General features: G+C 37.7%; 15 protein-coding genes and 1 other RNA gene. All 16 read left to right on the top strand.

Annotated features, from left to right (window positions below; genetic code table 11):
- The first annotated feature begins 219 nt into the window (after window positions 1-219).
- The 16 genes from ACIP9C_RS01850 (at window position 220) to ACIP9C_RS01775 (ending at window position 18,638) form a co-directional block, all read left to right on the top strand.
- A complete protein-coding gene (locus ACIP9C_RS01850) occupies window positions 220-417 on the top strand; it encodes an endonuclease (protein WP_340825073.1) in 198 nt (65 codons plus the stop codon).
- Between the two features lie 256 nt (window positions 418-673).
- Window positions 674-1,057 carry a YppE family protein gene (locus ACIP9C_RS01845; RefSeq protein ID WP_401008103.1) on the top strand — a complete coding sequence of 128 codons (384 nt, stop codon included), beginning with the start codon at window positions 674-676 and terminating at the stop codon, window positions 1,055-1,057.
- Window positions 1,032-3,305 (top strand): DEAD/DEAH box helicase, encoded by a 2,274-nt coding sequence (locus ACIP9C_RS01840; RefSeq protein WP_401008101.1) that lies wholly within the window; start codon window positions 1,032-1,034, stop codon window positions 3,303-3,305. The genes ACIP9C_RS01845 and ACIP9C_RS01840 overlap by 26 nt, the downstream gene beginning before the upstream one ends.
- Window positions 3,306-4,103: 798 nt before the next feature.
- Window positions 4,104-5,351: a ribonuclease H-like domain-containing protein gene (locus tag ACIP9C_RS01835; protein ID WP_401008099.1), complete on the top strand. Its 1,248-nt coding sequence runs from the start codon at window positions 4,104-4,106 to the stop codon at window positions 5,349-5,351.
- A gap of 121 nt (window positions 5,352-5,472) precedes the next feature.
- On the top strand, window positions 5,473-5,772 hold the full coding sequence (gene gpsB, locus ACIP9C_RS01830; RefSeq protein ID WP_172770968.1) for a cell division regulator GpsB: 300 nt from the start codon (window positions 5,473-5,475) through the stop codon (window positions 5,770-5,772).
- A gap of 59 nt (window positions 5,773-5,831) precedes the next feature.
- Window positions 5,832-6,210: RNase P RNA component class B (gene rnpB, locus ACIP9C_RS01825), an RNA gene on the top strand.
- A 281-nt stretch (window positions 6,211-6,491) separates the two neighbouring features.
- A complete protein-coding gene (locus ACIP9C_RS01820) occupies window positions 6,492-8,231 on the top strand; it encodes a putative bifunctional diguanylate cyclase/phosphodiesterase (RefSeq protein WP_401008097.1) in 1,740 nt (579 codons plus the stop codon).
- A gap of 3 nt (window positions 8,232-8,234) precedes the next feature.
- Window positions 8,235-9,371 carry a THUMP domain-containing class I SAM-dependent RNA methyltransferase gene (locus ACIP9C_RS01815; protein ID WP_401008095.1) on the top strand — a complete coding sequence of 379 codons (1,137 nt, stop codon included), beginning with the start codon at window positions 8,235-8,237 and terminating at the stop codon, window positions 9,369-9,371.
- A gap of 84 nt (window positions 9,372-9,455) precedes the next feature.
- On the top strand, window positions 9,456-11,363 hold the full coding sequence (locus ACIP9C_RS01810; RefSeq protein ID WP_401008094.1) for an ATP-dependent DNA helicase: 1,908 nt from the start codon (window positions 9,456-9,458) through the stop codon (window positions 11,361-11,363).
- Window positions 11,364-11,618: 255 nt separating this feature from the next.
- Window positions 11,619-13,049 carry a histidine kinase N-terminal domain-containing protein gene (locus ACIP9C_RS01805; RefSeq protein WP_401008092.1) on the top strand — a complete coding sequence of 477 codons (1,431 nt, stop codon included), beginning with the start codon at window positions 11,619-11,621 and terminating at the stop codon, window positions 13,047-13,049.
- Window positions 13,042-13,620: an ANTAR domain-containing response regulator gene (locus tag ACIP9C_RS01800; RefSeq protein WP_340825060.1), complete on the top strand. Its 579-nt coding sequence runs from the start codon at window positions 13,042-13,044 to the stop codon at window positions 13,618-13,620. Before ACIP9C_RS01805 ends, ACIP9C_RS01800 begins: the two co-directional genes overlap by 8 nt.
- An 82-nt stretch (window positions 13,621-13,702) precedes the next feature.
- On the top strand, window positions 13,703-14,947 hold the full coding sequence (eutH, locus tag ACIP9C_RS01795) for an ethanolamine utilization protein EutH (RefSeq protein ID WP_340825058.1): 1,245 nt from the start codon (window positions 13,703-13,705) through the stop codon (window positions 14,945-14,947).
- 19 nt (window positions 14,948-14,966) lie between these two features.
- Complete coding sequence (gene eutS / locus ACIP9C_RS01790; protein ID WP_340825057.1) at window positions 14,967-15,308, top strand: ethanolamine utilization microcompartment protein EutS; 342 nt, start codon at window positions 14,967-14,969, stop codon at window positions 15,306-15,308.
- A 10-nt stretch (window positions 15,309-15,318) separates the two neighbouring features.
- Window positions 15,319-15,816, top strand: a complete 498-nt coding sequence (locus tag ACIP9C_RS01785; RefSeq protein ID WP_401008089.1) for a EutP/PduV family microcompartment system protein — start codon at window positions 15,319-15,321, stop codon at window positions 15,814-15,816.
- A gap of 21 nt (window positions 15,817-15,837) precedes the next feature.
- A complete protein-coding gene (locus ACIP9C_RS01780) occupies window positions 15,838-17,262 on the top strand; it encodes an ethanolamine ammonia-lyase reactivating factor EutA (RefSeq protein ID WP_401008087.1) in 1,425 nt (474 codons plus the stop codon).
- A gap of 5 nt (window positions 17,263-17,267) precedes the next feature.
- Window positions 17,268-18,638: an ethanolamine ammonia-lyase subunit EutB gene (locus ACIP9C_RS01775; RefSeq protein WP_401008086.1), complete on the top strand. Its 1,371-nt coding sequence runs from the start codon at window positions 17,268-17,270 to the stop codon at window positions 18,636-18,638.
- Window positions 18,639-18,642: the final 4 nt, after the last annotated feature.

Raw genomic sequence — 18,642 nt, 5'->3', positions numbered from 1 at the left:
TCGCCATTGGAATTGTTAAATGGTTACACCCCTTTTTTCCTAGAACCGTTGGGAAACATTCTTTTTCAGCAATTCCATAAATAGTGCTCATTAGAAGTCGCAATTAAAAATTTATCGAAATTCTTCTTCTTTCAGCTAACTTACGCTTATTTTGTCACGCATGAAGGTTATTTTATACATGCGAGGAATACTTAAGTAAAGATAAAAGGGGGCGTTGTATTGAACAAATTAGGACAATTAGTTGCACAGTTGGATCTAGTCAATCAATTACTTTTAACGAGAGTGTCATTGGAAAACAATGCACACAGCCTGCAATTTTTTATGCAGCTCAAATCTGTTAGCCAGAAAGTAAGCTTAGCAGAAAAGAACTGGCAAGTAAAGAATGCTTGTTCGCCTATTAGTAGTGAAAAACGATAGACTTTGGTACACTAATCTCATACAAATAAAAATGATTCATTTGATGCAATCATTTAAAGCCTTTAGCGGGTGTTAGGAATTATGAAGAGAATCTTTCAGGGTAGAAGGATATAAATGTCGTGAAATAAGAGAAATCGGCACACAGTCCTGAAAGTCAGCACTTATCTTTAGTTCTGATACATGTTAATTGTTGTAAACGAAAAGTGCTCGCCACAATTATGCTAAAGGTACATTTGATACGAGATGAGGTGCGAAATTGTTACTAATACAGCAAACTTCCATATTAATAGATGAATGTGAAAAATGTGTTGCACGCTTTTGGCAAATGCGTGAGGAGGATCGTACGCCAGACTTTTTTGCAGAGGTCAAGCCACATGCTGATACGATTCATCAACTATTGAAAGAGTGGCAACAAGAAGCAAATGCTTGGATTCAAAAAAACAAACCGAAATATATGCATTCAGGACAAATTGCTTCAACGGTTGAATCGATGGAGCAATTTGTTGTGCAATCTTTTTATAAAGAAACAAGTAAAAAACGTTTTTTAGATGCAACTCATTCTACTTCCTATACGCTAAATAATTTTTATCGCTTAGTGAAGGAGGGGCAAACCGATGCTATCGAAAAAACGGACGATTAGTGCGCTGTTAAATGAGTGGCGATATGATGAGGAACTAAAAGAGCGAATAATTCATTGGCAAACTTTAGACGGACGTGATGCTAAACTTGCTCCTTTTCCTCAAAATTTACATCCTTCACTTGTCAAAGCATTACATGCACGCGGCATCGAGCAATTATATACACATCAGCGAGAGGCGTTTGATTTGGCGACAAGCCACAAATCATTTACAGCAGTTACACCGACCGCCTCAGGTAAATCATATTGCTATCATTTACCTGTATTACAAAAAATTTTAGAAGATCGAAATGCACGCGCAATTTATCTTTTTCCGACAAAAGCGTTAGCGCAGGATCAGAAAAATGATTTAAATGAACTGATTGAACAGAGTGGGGAGGACATTTTAAGCTATACGTATGATGGCGATACAGCTCCTGGTATACGCCAAAAGGTTCGAAAAGCAGGCCATATCGTGATGACGAATCCAGATATGCTGCACTCAGGTATTTTGCCGCATCATACAAAATGGGTGTCGCTCTTTGAAAATTTGCAGTATATCGTTATTGATGAATTACATACATATAAGGGTGTATTTGGTTCACATGTAGCGCATGTTATTCGAAGACTGAAACGCATTTGTGAATTTTATGGCAGTAAACCTGTGTTTATTTGCACGTCTGCAACCATTAAAAATCCAAAAGAACTAGCAGAAAATTTAACGAACGAGACGCAAACGTTAATTGCAGATTCAGGAGCACCAGTTGGCAAAAAAACATTCCTTTTTTATAATCCACCGATTATCCATAAAACTTTTGGTGTACGTCGAAGTGCAGTTTTAGAGGTAAGTGATCTGGCAAAAAGGCTATATACAGCAGGAATTCAAACAATTATTTTTGCGAAAAGTAGAGTGCGAGTTGAAATGATAGTTACCTATTTAAAGGAACTGACTCGCAATAAATTACAAGATGAATCTGTGCGTGGCTATCGAGGGGGTTATTTACCCTCTGAGCGTCGTGTTATTGAACGTGGGCTTCGGGATGGAACAATTCAAACTGTCGTGAGTACGAATGCGCTGGAGCTTGGCGTAGACATTGGTCAACTACAGGCATGCATTATGACGGGTTATCCGGGAAATATTGCGAGTGCATGGCAACAAGCGGGACGTGCTGGGCGTCGTCAAGACGAAGCACTCATTATTTATGTAGCACAATCGACAGCTCTAGATCAGTACGTTGTAGATCATCCACTATTTTTACTTGGAAGCGAACCTGAGGAGGCACGCATCTATCCTGAAAATATGTTGATTTTAATGGATCATTTAAAATGTGCAGCTTTTGAGTTACCTTTTACAACAAATGATTCGTATGGAGAATTTGAAATACAAGAACTACTCGAGTATTTAGCAGAGGAGGGTGTTGTTTTCAAAACGAGTGAAAAGTGGCATTGGATGAATGATCGTTTTCCGGCACATGATATTAGCCTTCGTTCAGCATCTCAGGAAAATGTTGTCATCATCGATATGACTGTACCTGCACGTACAAAGGTAATTGGAGAAATGGATCGTCATAGTGCAATGACACTATTACATGAGGAAGCTATCTATTTGCACCAAGGCATTCAATTCCAAGTAGAAAAACTTGATTGGGAAGAAAAAAAGGCTTTTGTGCGTGAAGTAGATGTAGATTATTACACGGATGCTAATTTAGCTGTGGAAATGAAAGTACTTGAAGAAGATCGTAGCCGAAACTACCAAGGTGGGACAATTAGTTTTGGTGACGTAGGATTAGTAGCACAAGCTACAATCTTTAAAAAAATTCGCTTTGGTACGCATGATAACATTGGCTCTGGCCCGATTCACCTCCCACCAGATGAAATGCACACAAGTTCTTCATGGCTATCATTTTTAGCGCCGGAAAAATGGACTGAAGAAGATTTGACGGATGCTATGACGGGTGCAGCCTATGCGATGAATGCCTTTATACCATTATTTATTCAATGTGATAGTAGTGATGTAGCGGTAGTGCCACAAGTGAAGGCAACACACAATGAACAACCTACGTTTTTTGTCTATGATAAGTATCCAGGTGGTATTGGATTAAGTGACAAGGTTTATGATTTATGGGAGGACTTAGTGATGAAGGCACAGCAGCATATTACAGCCTGTCCTTGTAAGTCTGGTTGCCCATCTTGTATTGGGCCACAAGAATCCATCATTAATTCAAAAAGTAAAGTTGTCAAACTTCTTCAATTGTTAAACGGAAATCATTAGTTTACAATAAAGGGTTTGAAAGTAGTAATAAAAACGATTTTTACTAAGTAATGTAACACTCTACGAAGGCGAATGCCGTTGGAGTAATAACTATTTAGCAGTCTTAGCACAACAAGGAATTGCATTGGGGGATGATTGATGGCTATTTTAGACCCTGTGACACGTGCATAATTTGTTGCCTTGATGTACCGTGCAATGAATTGATAACAGAAAAAGCACATATTCTCCCTTTTTACATAAGGGAGAATATGTGCTTTACTAATTATACAGACTTTTAAATTATAGGTTTAGAGAATCTATATGCTGGGGGAGATAGAGGAGCAATTCCTATCTTCTTCTGTAAGTTTATATTTAAACAATCTAATTGTTAAATAGCTCAAAATAAGCGCTTCGTAATTTTTGAATCCTTTACATGGAGGCGCTATTCTTATAGACATAGTTATTAATGATAATCATACACACTTATTCGCAAGTGAGACATTCATAGAGAAATAAACGTTGCATAAATCATTCATTAAAATTCATTTGGGCACGTATGATAACATTGGCTTAAATCATGATGTCACACGATACAGGATAAGACATGTATATCAAATTATATGATAACTACCATTAGCCGTTTATGAAAATTGGATTGATGCGATGATTGCCTTTCAAACATTATATATTCACTGTGATAATATGGAACGGTAGTGACTCGAGGTTTATGATCTATGTGACTGGTTATTTGCAAAACGAAAGTAAAAGATAGCTTGCACAAGTATTAAAAATTTTACAGGCAGAAAATGAGTGAAGTTAATGTCTTACGAAAATAAAATACTACAAATGAAAAAAATGCTAGGAAAAAAAGTAGAAAAACAGGTAGCTAAAGAAGAACAAATCTTTCAAAAGCCGAGCGCTCCTAACTATGCGGGGCAGTGGGAAAAGGCAGGCCTTACGCGTATCGATAATGAATTTGGTATCGTTTTTAAACGACAAGTGCATTATCCATTCAATTATCAGCACGGTCACTACCAATTGCAGTCATTTTTTGACGCGTTAACAAAATGGCAAGGTGCTGATTTTGAACATCCTTATGCATTAGATATGGGTGAGCAAGTACTGTTTTTTGATACAGAAACGACTGGATTAAAAGGTGTTGGGACACAAATTTTTCTTCTCGGTTTTTTAGAACTGACAGAGCATGATTTTGTCTTAACGCAATATGTTTTAGCAGATCCAGGGCATGAAGCAGCCCTGTTATTTGAATCTAAGCTTTGGCAAAAAACAGCGACGATTATTACGTATAATGGTAAAAGTTTCGATTGGCCACAACTTGAAACACGTTGGACCCTTAACCAAAAAGTATTGCCTAAATTACGAACACAGCGCCAAATAGATTTACTGCATAGCTCTAAGCGATTGTGGAAAAATGATATGGAGCGCATGAAATTAAAATCAGTAGAAGAGGAGAAGCTTGGCTTTTCACGTATAGGTGATATCCCTGGCTATTTAGCACCAATCATTTATCTTGATGCTGTGAAAAGTGGTGTGCCTGATGCACTTATGAAGGTCCTTTTTCATAACGAATGGGATTTGCTATCGCTTATAACCTTATATGTTCATTCTACTAACTTATTATTTGAAGAGGCGAGCGATGAATCAGCCAATACTTATACGAATATTGGAAAATGGTATGCCGATCTTAAGAAGAGCCCCCAAAGTGTTAACGTATTAGAAAAGGTAACGGCACAATTTGATGCGCGAGAAGCGGGCAATGCTCAATTTTATTTGGCAATTCAACATAAAAAAAATAAGCAATTTAACGAAGCAATTGATGCATTTGTAGCTTCACTCCACTTTATAGAGCCACGTAAAAAGTTGCATGCTTTAGAACAATTAGCTATGATCTATGAGCATCAAATGAAAGATTACAAGCAGGCCCTTAATTATACATTAGAAGGCATACAATTGATTACTTCGACTGAGGAATGGCGAATGGAACAAAAACAAAAATGGGCAATTTCTTGGGAAAAGAGGTTGCACAGATTAGGAAATAAGCAATGATTTCCCGGGTAAGCGCAAGAAACGACAAGTTTAGCCTTACAATTGATGGTTTCAGACGATATAATGTTAGGAAATATGCTATAATGAATTCGTGTATGTAGTGCGAGGAAGGGCGATGTGAATGGACATTAAATTAACTTCAAAAATGATTCTTGAAAAAGAATTTAAGAAAAACTTTAAAGGCTATAATGTAGAAGAGGTCGATTCTTTTCTTGATGAAATAATTCAAGATTATGAATCGTTTGAAAAAGTTGTTGCTCAACTGAAAGAAGAGAATAGACAGCTAAAAGAAGAAATAGAAAATACGCCAAAGAGACAACCGCAACCTGCCGTATCAGCAGCAGGTACAACCAACTTTGATATTCTCAAACGACTTTCAAATTTAGAAAAACATGTATTTGGTAGCAAGCTTTACGAATAATTTTTATCATATACATTGTATTTATCATAAAACTCTAGTATAATCTTCGTATCATCATGAAATTCGAGTAATCGCTGCGACGCTAGACGTCGTAGAGGAAAGTCCATGCTCACACGGTTCTGCGATGGCCGTAGTGTTCGTGCTTACTGAAAAAATAAGGTAAGGCAGCTTAAAGCTGACGGCGGAAGGAAGACCTAAGTCTATTTGATATGGTTGACACTTCCTGAAAGTGCCACAGTGACGAAGCTTGTTTGGAAACATACAAGGTGGAACGAGGTAAACCCCACGAGTGAGAAACCCAAATTATGGTAGGGGCACTCTCTTGAAGGAATTGAACGGATAGAGGGACAGAGTTCGCTCTGTAGATAGATGATTACTGCCCGGTCGTACGAGGCGCAAGCTGTTTGAGTACTCGGGAACAAAACATGGCTTATTGAATTTTTTGATGCTTAACTACGAAATAACAAGCGCTCTCCAATTCGGTGGAGAGCTTTTCTTTTGAACTAATTAAAGTTGTATCTATTACTTATGATGTCTAGTCATGCGCGATATACGCCTGAGGTTAGGCTAACACCATGTTGGCCGCGCCTCTGTCGATACGCTTCGAAGTCATAACATCACCGTTATCGTATGGACGCGACATAAATACCTACGCAAAAAGTAGGAACGCGCTTTTCTAAAAATAAGGGTAGTATCGATAGATAGGATGGAGCGGAAACATGGGCGGAGTAATTAATAATCTGGAGAAGATTAATTCGATTTCTAAATACCCCACTTCCTTACTGAAGAAAATTTTTGAAAATGTATCTGAAGGCATTATGATTACGGATAAGCATAAGAAAATAGAGATGGTTAATCCAGCATTTGAATTCGTTACAGGCTATAAACGCGATGAAGTGATAGGGAAAACGCCCGCGGTGTTGCAGTCAGGTGTACATGAGTTATCCTTCTATTTGACAATGTGGGAAAAGATTCGACAAGAAGGAATATGGCAAGGTGAAATTTGGAATCGTCGTAAAACGGGAGACGTGTATCCTGAATGGTTAACAATTGTTAGCATAACAAATGATATGGGAGAAATCACAAACTATTGTGGTATTTTCACAGATCTTTCTGAAAGAAAAATAGTAGAAAATGAACTAGAAAAACGTTTGTTAACAGATTCCTTAACAGATGTATCAAATCGATTTGCTTATATTGAGAGAATGGATAGCCTACTAGAATCGTCTTCTACTATTTCTCATTCAGTACAGCATGCTGTCTATTTCCTTGATTTGGACAGATTTAAACAGATAAATGATACTTTAGGTCATGCAGTAGGAGATACGATTCTTGTAGAAGCAGCAAAACGTATTCAAACATTGCTAAAAAACAAAGATATCATTGCAAGGTACGGCGGAGATGAATTTATCGTTACATTAACGAATGTAAAAAATGTTCGAGAAGCTGCGAAATTTGCTGAGCAAATTATTGGAATTATAGAACAACCAATGAATATAAATGGACAAGATATCTTTATCTCCACGAGTATTGGGATTAGTATGTATCCTGCTGATGGGGTGACGTCTGAGCAACTTATTACTTGTTCAGATAAAGCGATGACCTTTTCTAAAAAGAATGGACTTAATAGCTATTCATTTTATTTTGATGAATTGCAAACTGACAGTCAGCGTGTCCTATTGCTAGATTCAGAGTTACGTAGAGCAATCGAAAATCGCGAATTTGAGCTACATTTCCAACCGAAAATTACTGTGGAAAATGAAAATATTCAAGGACTTGAGGCACTCGTTCGCTGGAATAATGAAAGACTTGGATTTGTATCTCCAGCAGAATTTATTCCATATGCTGAGGAAACAGGTCTTATCATTCCTTTAAGCGAAGTCATTATTGAAATGGCTTGTGAAGCAGTAATTAAATTACAACAATTTGGTCGTAAAATTCCGATTGCAATTAATATCTCAAGCATTCATTTTAAGCAGCAAAATTTTTTAGAGTCGATTCAGACAATATTGGAACGATATAACACGTCAGCAAACAATTTTGAAATAGAAGTTACAGAGCGCACTGTGATGAATAGTGCTTCGGAAACGGTTAGCAAGCTCGTTCGACTAAAGCAACTAGGCTTTAAAATTTCGATTGATGATTTTGGTACAGGCTATTCATCGTTGAGCTATTTAGTTCGATTCCCACTCGATTGTTTAAAAATTGATCGTAGCTTCATTCAACATATTAGTTCGCTCGATGAAAAACAGGCAGTTGTAGATGCCATTATTCAAATGTCACATCGTCTAAAAATGAAAGTTGTAGCAGAAGGTGTAGAACAAGCGCAACAAGTGGATATACTACGGAAAATGAACTGTGATATTATCCAAGGCTATTATTACAGCAAACCATTACCACTTCCCGAATTGCTGGAGTATATCGAGTTTTGGGAAATTGAACATCAAGGAAGGAAATAATGTATGGCAAACTATAAATTAGTAGCAACGGCTGCAATGGGCTTAGAAGCGATTGTAGCACAAGAAGTACAGGCTCTCGGATACGAAACGACAGTCGAAAATGGCAAGATTTATTTTGAAGGTGATGAAACGGCCATTGCCCGCACGAACTTATGGCTACGTGTGGCAGATCGAGTAAAAATTGTTGTAGGACAATTCCCTGCAAAGTCTTTTGAGCAACTGTTTGAAAGTGTAAAGGCTTTACCATGGGAAAAATATTTACCAGTAGACGCATCATTTCCTGTGTCAGGAAAATCGGTAAAGTCTAAATTATTTAGTGTGCCAGATTGCCAAGCAATTACGAAAAAAGCAATTGTAGAACGCATGAAGCAGCATTACAAACGACTTGGATTTTTAGATGAATCCGGTGCAACTTATAAAATTGAAGTTTCAATTTTAAAAGATGTGGCTACACTTACCATTGATACTTCTGGCGCTGGCCTACATAAGCGTGGCTACCGACAAGCTCAAGGGGAAGCACCGTTAAAAGAAACTTTAGCCGCTGCACTCGTTCAGATTTCAAAATGGAATCCGAATCGACCATTTGTAGATCCATTTTGTGGGTCAGGTACGATTGCTCTAGAAGCAGCAATGTTCGGACAAAATATCGCACCAGGCTATAACCGTGAATTTATTTCGGAGAGTTGGCCGTGGATGAAAGCGAAAATTTGGGAAGCAGCTCGAGATGAAGCAGATAGCATAGCCAATTATGATCAACCACTTGAGATTATTGGTTCAGATATTGATCATCGCATGGTGAGTATCGCGCAAGAAAATGCCCTAGAAGCAGGTTTTGGGGACATTATTACGTTCAAGCAAATGCAGGCTCGTGATTTTACAACACTGCTTACAGATGGCGTTATGATTGGGAATCCACCATATGGTGAACGTATTGGTGATGTGGAAGTGGTGGAGCAGGTCATTCGTGATTTAGGTCAAGTCATGAAAAACTACCCAACTTGGTCAGTGTACATGCTGTCCTCCATGAAAAACTTTGAAGAATTGTACGGTCGTCAATCGACGAAAAGACGTAAGTTATTCAATGGTTTTATTGAAACGAATTATTATCAATACTGGGGACAAAAGTCTAAAAGAGACTAACTAGAGTAACGGAAGGTGAGATTTTTTCTTATCTTCCGTTTCGTCGCGTATAATAGGAACAGATTGTATGAGGGGGAACGTCAATTGCGTAAATCTTTACCATTTGCATTAACGAAGGATCGCTCGTTTTTCGAGTCATTAGGTGACTGGATGGGAGACGTCCTTTATGATGAATTACCAGAAAAGGGATTTGAATGTCGAGATGAGCAAATTTTTATGGCTTATCAAATTGAACAGGCTTTAAAAGAGAAAAATGTATTATTTGCTGAAGCGGGAGTAGGGACAGGAAAAACGATTGCCTATTTATTACCTGCTGTATCCTATGCACGCTATACAGGTAAACCAGCATTGATAGCCTGTGCAGATGAAACATTAATCGATCAGCTCGTTAAAGAGGGCGGCGATATTTATAAATTACAAAAAACACTCGGTTTAGAAATTGATGTACGTTTAGCGAAATCGCGTGATCAATATTTATGCTTAAAGCGTTTCGAGGAAGCCGAAAAAGTCGAAACAGATGAGTGGATTGATGATATAGCATTTTCAATTCCTGACGGCGTCTATGCACAAGGCTCGATGATTGCTGTGCAACCATACGGCGACCGCAGTGATTATCCAACGGTTAGTGATGAAGATTGGCACAAAGTGAATTATAACGCGATTATGCAATGTTCTGTATGTGATCTGCGTAATCGTTGCGGTCAAACCCTTCACCGTGCACATTACCGTAAATCAACGGATTTAATTATTTGCTCGCAAGACTTTTTGATGGAGCATTTAGCAACGAAAGAGTCGCGTGAACGAGAAGGGCAGTTAGCGTTACTCCCAGAAGTATCGATGATGGTGCTAGATGAAGGACATTTATTAGAGTATGCTGCGCAGAAAGCAATGACGTACAAAGTTCAGGCAACGACGATTGTTCCACTATTAGAACGTTTAATGGTAGATGGTGTTCGTGAACGAACTTTGTATGCAATGGAAAAATTACAAGACGATCACGAACTATTTTTTGACCAGCTGCGTGATGATATTGTAGCTTCTGAGGAAGAACGTAAGCGTATAAACAAATCCGCAACACTTTTAAAATATGGTAAACAACTTATTCAAGATGTAGAAATACTACTTGAGGAATTTGTCTTTGAATCAGAAATGTATATGATTCCAGAGTATGAGTTAAATATGGCAGAAGAATATTTGGAGCAATATCAAGCTTCACTTCGCATTTTTACAGCGCAGGGTGATGCAGTTGACTGGCTAGAGGAAACAGATGGTGAGGAAACGCTTGTCATTATGCCACGACTTATTACAGAGGTTTTAGAAGAAAAATTATTCTCGAAAAAGCTTCCAATCGTATTTTCTTCTGCAACATTATCTGTCAATAAGGATTTCTCATATATTGCTTATAGTCTTGGTATTCATAATTACCAATCATTCTCAGTACCGTCACCTTTTGATTATGAAGCAGTGATGAGAATTTACTTGCATGAACTATCTCAAAATAATAAAACTGCTCGTGTCCAACAACTGTTGGGAGATGGTGAAAAAACATTAATATTATTTAAATCTAAACAAGCGATGTTAAACTTTAAAGCAGAATTGCCTCTTATGGAACGCATGTATATTGCATTTGAGGGAGATCGTGAACTATCTGCAATTGTACGTGATTTCCAAGAAGGTACTGTAAAAACATTATGTTCCTATCATTTATGGGAAGGTTTAGATTTACCTGAAGAAGCACTGACACGTGTCATTATTTATGACTTGCCTTTCCCACCACATGATCCATTGTTTGACGCAAAACGGACATTTGCTGAAAATCCGTATGAAGAAGTAGAATTACCATTTATGCAATTGCGTCTACAACAAGGAATGGGACGATTAATTCGTACATCTAACGATCATGGCGATATTCATATTTTGTTAAATGAAGAAGAAGCCAAACAGCGCGAAACATTTGAAAATATTTTAGCAGTGACACCAGAAATAAAATAGAAAAAAGCGAGTTTGCCATTGATGCAAACTCGCTTTTTTAATATATTGAAATAATAATAACATCGTGATATTTATATAGTATCGAAAAAAAGTGTTGAATATTTCTCTTTTAAACTATATAGTTCTTTGTAATGTGATGTAATTGATTGAAGAACAAAATTTTTCTTCTTGAAAATAATTTTGCAAAAGGTTTATAATGATGACAAGAAATTTAAGGAATAGTTACGTTTACTGGTGAGTATTCTATGATAGGGGGTGGACCTGTCGAGCATTCAAACGCTGTGTAGTAAATATACAAACTTATCCGAAACAGATATCGAGAAGTTAGTAGAGCTTGAAACTACACTTTCCTACTATGCGGAATTGACAGATTGCTATATGTTTATAGATTGTATGGTGGAAAATTTACCACATGCAATTGTTGTGGCAGAGGCATTCCCTACAAAAGAGATTGGTTTATATGAAAAATCAGTAATTGGAAAAATCGTATTTGAAAGCTTTGAACCAGCAGTATTTGCAGCTTTTAAATATAAAGAAAAATCATCCATTTCCCGAGCAATCACACAGGAAGGTATAACCGTTGAACAAAATGTTGTTCCCGTCTTTAATGATGAAGGACAGGTTATTGCCATGTTGATTCAAGAAAAAAAGGTCAAAATGCAAACTGCACCAAAAGATGATTTTCAAAATATGCCTTTTGCTTTAATTGAGCATATCGTCGAGCCAAATACGCAACCAATTCCTGTTGTGTCTGATTTATTAGTAGAGTCAATTATTCTCACAAATCATGAAAACAAAGTGATTTATAGCAATCCAGCAGGCTACCGTTTTATTACGGAGCTTTCAGGGCTAGAGCATTTTAACAATATTGCGTTGGATAAAATTTTACCTTTTTTACAAGAGGTCTATGATAAAGGCGACGATGTCTTTTTCTTAGAAATTACGATTGATCGCAAATCGTTTATAGTGAAAAAAATTCCAATTCGCAGTCAACATGATAAAGTGACACTTCTTATTATTCATGATCTGACAGAGTTAAAGCTGAAAGAAAATGAACTGATGATGAAGACATTTGCTATACGAGAAATTCACCATCGTGTGAAAAATAATTTACAAACGGTTACAAGCCTATTGCGATTGCAAATGCGCAATGACCTAGCAGCTTCCAATGCAAGTGCTTTTCAAGAGGCATTAAATCGAATATATAGTATTTCCTCTGTCTATGAACTTATTTTAGAAAATGAGGATAATGCGGAAGAAAAAGTTGACGTTATTGCTTTGTCTAAAAAGATAGGGCATAAAATGATTGGAACTACCAATACACAATCCATTCAATTAGTCTTCCACGATGATGATATTCAGCTATATTGTCATTCGAAAAAAGCTGTTTCACTCGCATTAATTATTTGTGAGCTACTACAAAATGCATTAAAGTACGCTTTTATCGAGCGAGAGGAAGGAATAATCGATATTCAATTTCTTCAGGATGCTTCTTATATTTCACTTCATATTTCCGACAACGGCGTTGGCATGCATGAGGTGAAGGCGTCATTTGGAATGGAGATTATTACAAGGCTTGTTGAATATGATTTAGCTGGCACATTTACAATTATCCCTAGTGAACAAGGTACACATACTCAAATTCAGTTTCCTGTAAGTGAGGAGGTATTTATCCTAAATGACTAGGAAAGTAATGATTGTCGAAGATGAATCACTTATCGCGATCGATTTGAAATTTATGCTAGAAGATAATGGCTATGAAGTCGTTGCTCAAGCAAATAATGGAGAATCAGCGATTGAGCTAGCTTTTACACATAAACCACAGTTGATTTTAATGGATATCAAAATGCCGAAACTAGATGGTTTAAAAGCGAGTAAAATTATTGAACAGCAGTTAGGTATACCGGTACTTTTTATATCAGCTTACAGTGAAAAAGAATTGTTATTGTACATGAAACAGGATAATATTTTAGGGTATGTTATGAAACCGTTTTCTGAGAAAAATGTCCTGCCGGCGCTGGAAGTGGCATTTCATCAAATCGATAAATTCAACCGTCTGAACGGTGAAATATTGCATAAGCAAAGTGAATTAGAAAAGCGGAAACTAATCGAACGAGCGAAAGGGTTACTGATGCAATCAGAAAAACTTAGCGAGGACGAGGCTTATAAGAAAATTCGCAATGAGAGTATGCAAAGTCAGCAGGAAATGGTGACAATAGCAAAACGAATTATTCATACATTACAAGTTAATAGATGAAGCAAAGACGCTTAAAGAGAATTTTTCTTTAATGCGTCTTTTTTTCTATATATTTATCAAAATCAAAGGGGGGATGAGTAAGATGGCAATGATAGGAACGATAATCGTTTATATTATCATGATTTGTGCAGTTTTAGGTGCAATCGGAGCAATTCGAGATGCAGAGTATGGAATTGGTAAAGAATTTATGAATGGTATCCATACTGTAGGGCATATTTTTGTACCCGCAGCAGGAATCATGGCAGCTATACCTTACTTAACGTGGTTTATTAGTCACTTTATTAGTCCGGTTTTTGAATGGATTGGTGCTGATCCAGCAATAGCCGCAACAACAATTTTAGCTTCAGACATGGGGGGATATCAATTAGCAAATGCCTTAAAGGAATCCTATGAAGGATGGGTGATGGCACTTGTTGTTGGTTTTATGTCAGGTGCAACAATTGTATTCTCAATTCCTATGGGTCTTGCGATGTTAGACAAGCGTGATCATAAGTATATGGCATTAGGAATTATGGCGGGCGTTTTAACAATTCCGATTGGTGCATTTATTTCATCAATCATGATTGTGATGTTTAACACTGAAGTTCGTGAAGTCATTAGTACTACATCTGCACCAACGTATGTTTTTGCCATTTCTGTTTTACAAATATTACTTAATTTATTGCCTTTGTTTATTTTTGTAATCTTAATTGCGTTAGGGCTAAAGCTCATTCCAAATGGCATGATCAAAGGTTTTATGATTTTTGGACGTGTAATGGATGCGGCAATTAAGCTTGTACTTGTGTTCTCGATTGTTGAAATTTTTACGGGTCTTTTTACAAAGATTTTTGGGGCATGGGGCTTTGATCCGATTATGGCAGATAGTGTTGACCAATTCCGTGCATTAGAAACGGCTGGCTATATCGGTATTATGTTAGCGGGTGCATTCCCAATGGTCTACTTAATCCGAAAATATGCTTCTAAACCGCTAGAAACAGCAGGGAAAAAATTAGGTCTTTCATCGGTAGGAAGTGCAGGGATTTTAGCGACGAGTGCAAATATTTTAGCTATGTTTACACTTATTCGTCAGATGCCACCAAAGGATAAAGTAATCAACATTGCCTTTGGAGTTTGTTCAGCATTCCTGTTAGGAGATCATTTATCATTTACTGCTAATTTCCAGCCAACAATTATTTTACCTGTAATGGCAGGAAAACTTTTAGCTGGTATCATTGCCATTTTCTTTGCCTATAAGCTATCAGTACCTACAGCTTTAAAATTGGAACAAGAAGATCGCAAGGCAGGCATCATTAAAGAAGGAGAATATTTAACAGATCAAAAGTCTTAAGAGAAAGAAGTGATGTCGTATGAGTGAAGAAAAGAAACGATTTATTCAGGAATTTGTGCCAGGTAAGCAACTAACGTTGAGTCATTTAATAGCAAATCCTGATCCTGAAATGTTTCAAAAACTTGGGATTCAAGAAGCAGGTGCACTTGGCATTATGACTTGTACACCGAGTGAAACAGTCATTATTGCTGGGGATATAGCTACAAAGGCAGCGAATGTAAAACTAGGGTTTTTAGATCGTTTTACGGGCAGTCTCGTTATTGTGGGCAGTGTCTCTGAAGTTGAAATGGCGATGTTAGAAATTAATCGTTTTCTTTCAGAAATGTTAGGTTATACGCCATCTAAAATAACGAAGTCATAGGATGTGCCATATGAAAAATCGAGTAATGATAATAGGCGGTGTGCAAGCTGGTAAGTCAACGCTAATGAATGCGTTATTAGGAAAAGATAGAAAAGCCAATAAAACGCAAGCACTCGTTTTTGATGACTGGATTGTTGATACACCTGGAGAATATATAGAAAATCCGATGTATTACAGAAATATTATGGCAACATCGCTTGAAGTGACGCATGTAATTTATTTGCAGGATGCCACATCCGCAAGGAGTGTTTTTCCACCACAATTTAGCTTAGGCATTCCCAAAATACAAATTGGCGTTATTACCAAAATAGATGCACCCCTTGCAGATGTGGAAAGAGCCACAACTTTATTAAAAAACGTTATGACACATGGTCCAATCGTCCAAACATCTTCATGGCAAATGCTTGGGATTGAGTATATTGCACCGCTAATTCAGCTCAATTCAGACGAGGAAATTCGTCAATTTGTTAAGGATCGTGATAGTCCCTATCTCATTTATTGTCCATAGTGGCTTAGAGGGAGGCATAAGTTGAGAACAGAAAAAATTTATAGTGCAGGCATTGATATTGGGACAAGTACAACAAAGATGGTTGTTAGTAGTTTTCTGTTGAAAAACGTTGCTGGTGTGACACATGTGCCGCGGATAGAAATAATTGAAAAAACAGTGTTACATCAAAGTCCTATTATTAAAACACCGTTTCTCAATCATGACATTATCGATATGGAACAGATCGAACAATTTATATTCCAGCAATATGAACTTGCTCAAATTTCACCGGCAGATATATCAACAGGTGCGATTATTATTACGGGTGAATCTGCTACAAAGGAAAATGCCAGTGAGGTTGTCCATGCAATTGCTGACTCAGCTGGTCACTTTCTAGTTGCGACTGCAGGGCCTGATTTAGAAGGGATTATTGCCGCCAAAGGTGCAGGTACTGTCCAACTATCAAAAAATACAGGCAAAGTCATTGCCAATATAGATATTGGTGGCGGTACGGCTAATATCGCGGTTATGCAGTACGGTGAAGTCATTGGTACATGTACATTGCATGTTGGTGGTAGATTAATTGAGTTTCATAATGGCAAAATTCTTTCCATTTCACCACCTATTCAGAAGCTCATGGAGAAGTGGCCAACACCATTACAGCTGGGGGATTCGGCAGACGATGCTCGCGTTGCGCAGCTTATTCAAGAAATGGTGCACTTCTTAGCTGAAATATTAAGTGGGCAAGAAATTGATTCCGAGTATCCATTGTTATTAGGGCATATGCCAAATTGGCATAAGCCAGTCGATGCAATCGTCTTTTCAGGAGGGGTAGCTTCCTGTATTTATAACCATGATTGTACGCATCGTCAGTATGATGATATCGGCGATAAACTTGCAAATATGCTGTTGCAGCATGAGCAACTGCAAACATTTTTATGGCTACAGCCACAAGAAACTGCACGAGCAACAGTGACTGGTGCAGGTACACAAACAACTGAAATTAGTGGTGCCACCATTCAAGTGGATGCAGATGTTTTACCATTAAAAAATGTTCCTGTATTTAATTGCCATATGAGTTTAGCATCAAAAGCGTTTGATCATATGGTGAAGACAGCAGTGGATAGAGCGGATGCACTCTTTTCGATAGAAGACAAACACTCTCCATTTGCACTCTATTTTAGTGAGTTACCGTACTTAAGTTTTCAGGATGTCCATACATTATGCGAGGCCATTTTACAGCATTTAGGAACAAGAAGCTCCAAGGACATACCAATTATCATAGTCATTCAATCAGATTATGCAAAGGTTATAGGGCAGACGTTACAAGCTATTAATCCATCGGTTCCTATACTATGTATCGATCAAATTAAAGTAGAAACAGGTGATTATATTGACATTGGGGAAGTGCTACCTTCTGGTGTTGTCCCTGTTGTTGTCAAAACACTAGCTTTCCACTCAAAGTAAGGAGGATGAATGTGAATCTATCGGTGTTATTTGGTGGAGAAAAATATAATTTTCATTCATTAAAAGACGTAATGGCCAAGGCCAATGAAGAAAAATCGGGAGATCAGCTAGCGGGTATTGCTGCTGAAACCGTACAGCAACGAATTGCAGCAAAAGCTGTGCTAAGTGAATTACTAGTCAAAGATATACGCGAGAATCCTCTAGTTCCACCAGAAAATGATGAAGTCACACGCATTATTGAAGGGGATATCAATGAACAAATTTACGGAGAAATAAAAAATTGGAGTATTGAGCAGCTTAGAGAATATATTTTATCGAATAATACAGGAGATCGAGAGTTAAAGCGCTTAAGTAAGGGCATGAATTCAGAAATTATTGCAGCTGTTACCAAGCTAATGTCTAACTTAGATCTCGTTCATGCGGCAAATAAAGTAGAAATACTTTCAACTTGTAATATTACGATTGGGCAAAAGGGTACGCTTTCCTCAAGACTCCAGCCCAACCACCCAACAGATAATATTGACGGAATTATCGCCTCTTTAAAAGAAGGATTGTCCTATGGAATAGGCGATGCCGTTATTGGTATTAACCCTGTAGACGATTCAGTCGAAAGCGTCAAAAAGGTTTTACATGCTACAAAAGAATTCATCAATGATTGGTCGATTCCTACACAGAACTGTGTATTGGCACATATTACAACACAAATGAAGGCCATCAAGCAAGGGGCGCCAGCCGATATGATTTTCCAAAGTATTGCGGGGACTGAAATTGCTAACCGCTCGTTTGGTATTTCTGCAGACTTAATTCGAGAAGCAGAGGAACTTGTGAAAAAACAAGGAACGGGAACTGGCCCAAATTTATTTTACTTTGAAACAGGGCAAGGCTCGGAGCTTTCGGCAGAAGCACATATGGGCATTGACCAAGTAACATTGGAATCCCGCAATTATGGATTTGCAAGACATTTTAATCCGTATATTGTCAACACAGTTGTTGGTTTCATCGGTCCTGAGTATTTGTATAACAACAAACAAGTTATTCGGGCAGGGCTAGAAGACCACTTTATGGGTAAAATGCATGGCATTCCAATGGGAGTTGATATTTGTTACACGAATCATATAAAGGCAGACCAAAATGATGTAGAAGATTTAAGTGTGTTACTAACCGCAGCAGGCGTGAACTTTATTATTGCAGCACCTATGGGAGACGATATTATGTTGAACTACCAGTCAATGAGTTTCCATGATGTTGCAACGTTGCTTCAAACATTTGGTAAAAAACCGGCGCCCGAATATTTAGCTTGGTTAGAAAAAATGGGCATTTACGAAAATGGGCGACTTTCAGCTAGAGCTGGCGATTTATCGATATTTGAAAGGTAGGTGA

Source organism: Lysinibacillus sp. NPDC093210, assembly GCF_044753985.1.
In the GTDB taxonomy this organism is placed as follows: Bacteria; Bacillota; Bacilli; order Bacillales_A; family Planococcaceae; genus Lysinibacillus.
Note: the sequence above shows the minus strand (reverse complement) of the source record. Positions and strands in the feature narration are given on the sequence as shown.